Source organism: Bacillus sp. TE9106W (assembly GCF_054062215.1).
The window spans coordinates 135999-142143 of sequence record NZ_JBSSFA010000013.1; the positions used below are offsets into that span (position 1 = coordinate 135999).

The window sequence follows — 6145 nt, forward strand, 5'->3', positions numbered from 1 at the left end:
CATGGAAAATTTAACTGAAATGTTGAAAGGTTCATTGGAAGGGTGTGTGCTGGAAATCATTAGTCGCCGTGAAACGTATGGTTATGAGATTACTCGCCACCTGAATGATCTTGGGTTTACCGAAGTCGTGGAAGGAACGGTCTATACCATCCTCGTACGATTAGAGAAGAAAAAGCTTGTGAATATTGAAAAGAAACCATCAGATATGGGGCCGCCTCGTAAGTTTTATTCATTAAATGAAGCTGGCCGTCAGGAGCTTGAATTATTTTGGAGAAAATGGGATTTTGTATCGTCAAAAATTAATGTCTTGAAGTCAAATTAGCCTCATAATATAAAATGTTTCGGCTCATATTTGGAGAGTTTTTTGTTCTGCTTTATAAAAAAGGAGGAAAATAAGATGTTGGAAATATTCAAAAAATTAATTGGTGATAAAAAAGAGTACAGAATGATGATGGCACGTGTTGCAGCACTGCCAGAGGACTATCAGTTTGTGTTTAAGAAAATTCAAAACTACATGTGGAATTTTTCGACCGGCAACGGAATGGATATGCTGCACATTCAGTACGAATTAATCGATTTGTTTGAAGCTGGTGCAGCGGAAGGTAGACAAGTGCTAGATATTACTGGGGAAGATGTGGCATCTTTTGCTGACGAACTAGTGGCAAACGCTAAAACGTATGTCTCCAAGTATCGTGAAGATTTGAATGAAAGTATTATGAAGAAGTTGAGAAAAAAATAAATACAATTAGGAATACCAACTGATTAGCTGGTTACAAATGTGAATTGCTACCATCGCTATTCAGTTATATTTTTAAATCACTACTAAGTATTACAGATTATTAGTGATACTAAATAGAGGGTATAGGTAATCTATTTTGATAAAGGGGGAAAAAGTATGAGTAATGCAGCTGTTTCTGTAAAAGGATTAAAAAAATCTTTTAAAGATAAAGAAGTCTTAAAGGGAGTGGATTTTGAAGTGCAGCGTGGTGAAATTTTCGCGCTGCTAGGCTCAAATGGAGCGGGAAAGACGACGGCGGTCAACATCCTCTCGACGCTAATGAAGCAAGATAGCGGTGAAGTAAGGATTTGCGGATTTGATATCAAGCGCCAACCAGATCATGTTCGTCAAAGTATCAGTTTGACAGGACAGTTTGCAGCTTTAGACGGCATGTTGACGGGGAAAGAAAACTTGATAATGATCGCTAAGTTACGTGGTGTTTCCAATCCCGTTCAAGTCGCTGACAATTTGCTTGAAAGATTTAGCCTGACTGATGCGGCTAATCAGAGGGCAGATCAGTATTCAGGCGGGATGAAGCGCCGACTTGATATCGCGATGAGTTTGATCGGGGCGCCAGCAGTTATTTTTCTTGACGAACCAACGACTGGGCTTGATCCTGAAGCACGGATTGAAGTGTGGGATACAGTTAAAGAACTTGCTGGTGGAGGAACAACCATCTTACTAACAACCCAGTATTTAGAGGAAGCAGAACAATTAGCTGACCGTATCGCTATTTTACATGGTGGAAAAATTATTACGACAGGTACTCTTACTGAACTGAAAGAGATGTTCCCGCCAGCAAAAGTGGAGTATATCGAGAAGCAGCCTACATTGGAAGAAATATTCCTTGCGATCATTGGCAAAAAGGAGGAGATGTAAATGAAAAGCAAAACAGGGGTATTACTTGGGCGCTTAATGCGCAATATTATGCGTAGTCCAGATACAATTATTACGGTAGCGATTACACCGATTATGATGATGCTATTGTTTGTTTACGTATTTGGCGGCGCAATACAAACAGGAACAGATAACTACGTCAATTATTTATTGCCGGGAATTTTGCTAATGGCTATCGCATCTGGTGTCGCTTACACTTCTGTACGATTATTTACGGATGTAAAGAGTGGGCTTATGGCACGTTTTATTACGATGCCAATTAAGCGTTCATCGATATTGTGGGCTCACGTTTTAACCTCTCTTGTTGCGAATGTACTTACTATCGTAGTTGTTATTCTTGTTGCACTCTTAATGGGCTTCCGTTCCAGTGCGAATATTCTAGATTGGCTTGGGGTAGCTGGGATACTAGGGATGTTTACGTTAGCGCTAACATGGTTGGCTATCATTCCAGGGCTGACGGCAAAGTCTATGGAAGGGGCGACAGCGTACTCGTACCCACTAGTTTTTCTTCCATTTATTAGTTCAGCCTTCGTACCTACCGAAACGATGCCGAAAATTGTTCGTGCATTTGCTGAAAACCAGCCTGTAACTTCAATCGTGAATGCGATTCGTGCTCTTTTATATGAAGGAACTGTTGGAAACGATATTTGGATTGCGCTCGCTTGGTGCGTAGGAATCATGATCAGCTCTTACTTTTTCGCTAGTAAAGCATTTAAACGCCAGTTAGGGTAAGTAAATCAAATCCTCCGAAATAATATATATCTTTGAAAAAGCACGGGAAGATTTTCCGTGCTTTAATAATACATTCATAGTTTGCTTAATTGTAGTAGTTTTAAAGTAAATAGGAGAATAATAAATCGAATACACATGTCTTGAAGTATAGTATGTAACGCTTCACAAAAATAACTTAAAAATAAACGGAATATTCTATATAAAAATAGAGGTTAAAGATGTTATATTTATACTTATAAGGTATATAATGTATAACCTAATTGTTTAGGGGATGGAAAAGGGAGCGGTTCAAATGAGATGGTATTTATATACTCTCAAAAACTATGCGAAATTTAGTGGGAGAGCTACGAGAAAAGAGTACTGGATTTTTACTTTAGTTAATAAGGTTACGTTTTGGTCATTAATATATTTGGCCTCTTATTCTTCGTCTGCCTTTTACTTAAGAGCTAATATTACTTTGATATATATAGCAATTTTTATCGTTCCTACTTTGGCAGTGGAAGCTCGTCGATTACATGATAGTGGAAAAACAGGATGGTGGCAGTTATTAAATTTGGTGCCATTTGGAGGAGCGGTTCTGCTTGTGTTTTGTATCATTGAAAGTGATGAAGGTGATAATAAGTATGGACCAAATCCACATTCAAATCTTAAACAAGCAATTTAATGTATTTATAGGAAACTCTAATATAAAAAGGTGTGAACTAAAAGCTAGTTCACACCTTTTTTGTTGTATTATTCATAGAAGCCTCGTTAAGCAGTGATTAGTTAAACTCAATATTTTGAGGTTTAACTAGTCACTGCTTATGGAGTGTATAAGCATAACCGCTCTTGTAAATCTTTTAATACTTCTTCAGGCATTTCTCTAATTGTAATATCTTTACCTAGGAAAAGTAGCCAATTTGCTATTTCCGTTACTTCATCGGAATTGTGAACATCGATAAATGTTTTTAAAATAGCTGTAGATTGGTAAGGATTTGTATAAGATATTGAAATTTTGAAAGGGTGGTATTTTTTGAACTGGGCAATTGCTTTTGGACCAAGTTCAAGTATAAGGTTAATCGCTTCATCCTTCTTACTTAGTTTTTCTAAAATCTTTTTCTTATTTAGCTTTTTTTTCGTCGTGTATGGTTCGATATGGATGAGATGATCGACAGGAAACATCCTCTTCTTTTCTTCTTTTAAGTCAAACCCTTCAATGATCCATTGACTTTTTTCTTGATACAGGTGTAATAGATAAATGGAATAAGACTTGATTTCTTTCTCTTCTTTAATGGAAATCAATAAATGTCTATCCAAAAGAAGTATTTGAATGAGTTTTTCTAACATAGGGTGAGGGAGATCAGAAAGCTCAAGTAAATCAGGATTATGAGGGTTTGTCCCTTCAAACAGCAAGAGTTGATTTAAAAGAACGATATCATCTTGCTGGGTTTCTGAGATGAGTCCTAACAGTTTTTCGGCTAAAGATTGACGACTTTTTAAATAGGGAAGTTGTTGATTTCTTGTAGCCATAAAGGCAATAAAAAGAGCTTTCACTTCGTTATCAGTAAAGCGAACAACGGGCAGGATAGAGTTATGCATAACAAAATATCCCCCAGTCCTCCCAACTTCAGCAACAAGTGGCATGCCCATAGCTTCTATTTCTCTAATGTCCCTAATAGCTGTTGATCGTGATATGTTAAATTCTCGTATGATTTCTGAAATTGTAAAGTGGGAGCGGTTGTTGATATACCGCATAATTGTATTAATCCGTTCAACTTTTTTCATTGGAGTCTCCTAAACAGTATCATTTTTTGACATGATTTAAAGATATTATAAACTTATCAAATGAAAAGATAAATCATTTGATTCAATTTAAAAGAAGGAAGGTTTTGAATATGAAAAATTATACGATTGAAGAAAAAAATAGCTTTATTGTGTTAGGTATTGGAACTGAAATTAAGAGTGAATATACAGATTTTGTTGGAATAAAAAAAGAAAAGGAAGACTTTTGGTCGGCTGTTAAAGAAGATGGAAGGCTGGATACTTTAAAAGCTCTAGCTACAAATGATTACATTTTTTCTGTGAGCGAAGCGGTGAATAACAAGATGATGTATTATGCGGGTGTTATGACAGAAGCACAAATAGAAGAAGAATCTAGAGTGATACAGTTTCCGAAGGGAGAATACTTAGTAGTAAAAGGGGAAGACAAAACGGCTGAAGAGTTAAGTAATAAGCTTACTGGCATCGCCTTCGGTCAAGCTTTACGAGAAGCAACAGATTTTGCTTATGTTGGTGGGCCAAATACAACGGTTGAGATGGGACAAAGAAATGGTTTAGTGTTTGGTGAAATGTGGATTCCAGTTGTTAGGAAGTAAAGTGATAAAAGATATGATTATGGAATGTAGAGGCTAACAATCTTGAATTGTTGGCCTTTTTGACGTGAGTATAATATTCATATACTACTACACATTATGCTCTGATAAAATGGAATAAAAAGGAATTTTTGTAAGGTGGTGGCGGAGTGAATAAAAAAAGATTATTTGAGCTATTCATAGTAACATTTGTTTTTCTTTTCCTTCATGTAAGCACATTTACTAATGAAAAATTTAACGATAAATTGGGATCCTTTACTTTCATTGTGCTACTTCTTATGCTTTCTATTTACACTCCATTTATAGAAAAGTATTTTGATGATATACAAAAGTGGATTCGAAATATCACATTTTGTTTTGCTTTGTTAGTAGTTGCTGTAGTAGCTCTATGGATAGGATATTTTTAGAACCTTACTTCAGGGACAGTTCATTTAGTGCCCAATATTTTGTCTATCTATAGGAAAAGGGAACTAGGTAATTCTTTAAACGGAGAAACCAAAGTGGATATTCTTTTAAATAAAAAGGAGAGGTATGTGAAAAAGAGATTGGTAGTATGCATAATATACAGCATCCCAAAAGCTACATTTGCTAAAAACGAATCCCCCTCTTATAAGCAGTAAATACTTTTTATGAGAGGGGTTTATTCAGTTTAAGTCTATAAAAATTGAATGCAAGCAATGCAAGTTCTCACTTATTTAGAATAAGAGAAAAGGTGATGTTTTATTTGTTCAATAAAATACTGGTGGTGTATATTATCGTTCGATACTCGACTTGCCATAATAGCGCCCTCCATTGAAGATGCAAGAAAAGAAGCGAGCGATCTAATGTCTATATCTTCTTTAAGTTCATGTTTCTCTATTCCTTCTTTAATGAGAGAAGCCATTAACATTACTGTATCATCATAGCCTTTTGCTGCTGCTTTTTGTAATTCTGGAAATACGCCAGTACTTTCAATTGCGCTATTAAGCAATGGACAGCCTCCAGCAATAGGAGGATTATTAGCTGCATCTTGATATACAAGGAAAATTGCAAGGATTTTATCGATTGCTGTCTTTTTATTTTCCATTGCTTTATGAAAATGACTCCACATAATCTCACCACTTTTGTCGTAGGCAGCAAGAACAATTTCTTCTTTATTTTTGAATCTACGATAAATAGATCCTTTCGGTAGTTCAGTGGCTGTCATTATATCCTGAATGGATGTGCGAGTTATCCCATTAGTATTAAATAAATATAAAGATGTTTCAATAATCTTTTCTTTTACCGTATCAACTTTAGTCATGCTTTGTAGTCCTGGTTTGAAATTCTTATAAAAATCTATAAATTGTTGGCGAACCAAGTCAAATGCCAACTACCGAAAAGGAATCTCACCTTTTTCCTGTCCGTA

9 protein-coding genes are annotated in these 6145 nt (G+C 35.8%); 7 read left to right on the forward strand and 2 right to left on the reverse strand.

Features of this window, described 5'->3' with window-relative positions; translation table 11 throughout:
- Position 1: 1 nt before the first annotated feature.
- The 5 genes from ACVWY7_RS21180 to ACVWY7_RS21200 all read left to right on the forward strand — a co-directional run bounded on the left by ACVWY7_RS21180 (position 2) and on the right by ACVWY7_RS21200 (position 3071).
- On the forward strand, positions 2–322 hold the full coding sequence (locus tag ACVWY7_RS21180) for a PadR family transcriptional regulator (protein ID WP_000429484.1): 321 nt from the start codon (positions 2–4) through the stop codon (positions 320–322).
- Between the two features lie 75 nt (positions 323–397).
- A complete protein-coding gene (locus ACVWY7_RS21185; protein ID WP_000889650.1) occupies positions 398–739 on the forward strand; it encodes a DUF1048 domain-containing protein in 342 nt (113 codons plus the stop codon).
- A gap of 156 nt (positions 740–895) precedes the next feature.
- Positions 896–1657: an ABC transporter ATP-binding protein gene (locus ACVWY7_RS21190; RefSeq protein WP_000063340.1), complete on the forward strand. Its 762-nt coding sequence runs from the start codon at positions 896–898 to the stop codon at positions 1655–1657.
- Positions 1658–2407, forward strand: coding sequence for an ABC transporter permease (locus ACVWY7_RS21195; protein ID WP_000837828.1), 750 nt, complete (start codon positions 1658–1660; stop codon positions 2405–2407).
- Between the two features lie 292 nt (positions 2408–2699).
- Positions 2700–3071, forward strand: a complete 372-nt coding sequence (locus ACVWY7_RS21200; protein ID WP_001267898.1) for a DUF805 domain-containing protein — start codon at positions 2700–2702, stop codon at positions 3069–3071.
- A 137-nt stretch (positions 3072–3208) separates the two neighbouring features.
- Here ACVWY7_RS21200 and ACVWY7_RS21205 read toward each other — a convergent pair whose 3' ends face one another.
- Positions 3209–4171: a helix-turn-helix transcriptional regulator gene (locus tag ACVWY7_RS21205; RefSeq protein WP_000755036.1), complete on the reverse strand. Its 963-nt coding sequence runs from the start codon at positions 4169–4171 to the stop codon at positions 3209–3211.
- A gap of 110 nt (positions 4172–4281) precedes the next feature.
- Here ACVWY7_RS21205 and ACVWY7_RS21210 point away from each other — a divergent pair, with 110 nt between their 5' ends.
- Positions 4282–4761, forward strand: coding sequence for a GyrI-like domain-containing protein (locus ACVWY7_RS21210; RefSeq protein ID WP_105989640.1), 480 nt, complete (start codon positions 4282–4284; stop codon positions 4759–4761).
- A gap of 146 nt (positions 4762–4907) precedes the next feature.
- Positions 4908–5165: a DUF3963 domain-containing protein gene (locus tag ACVWY7_RS21215; protein ID WP_001036210.1), complete on the forward strand. Its 258-nt coding sequence runs from the start codon at positions 4908–4910 to the stop codon at positions 5163–5165.
- A 284-nt stretch (positions 5166–5449) separates the two neighbouring features.
- Here the strand turns inward: ACVWY7_RS21215 and ACVWY7_RS21220 are convergent, their stop codons facing one another.
- Positions 5450–6040 carry a TetR/AcrR family transcriptional regulator gene (locus tag ACVWY7_RS21220; protein WP_002080094.1) on the reverse strand — a complete coding sequence of 197 codons (591 nt, stop codon included), beginning with the start codon at positions 6038–6040 and terminating at the stop codon, positions 5450–5452.
- Between the last annotated feature and the right edge of the window lie 105 nt (positions 6041–6145).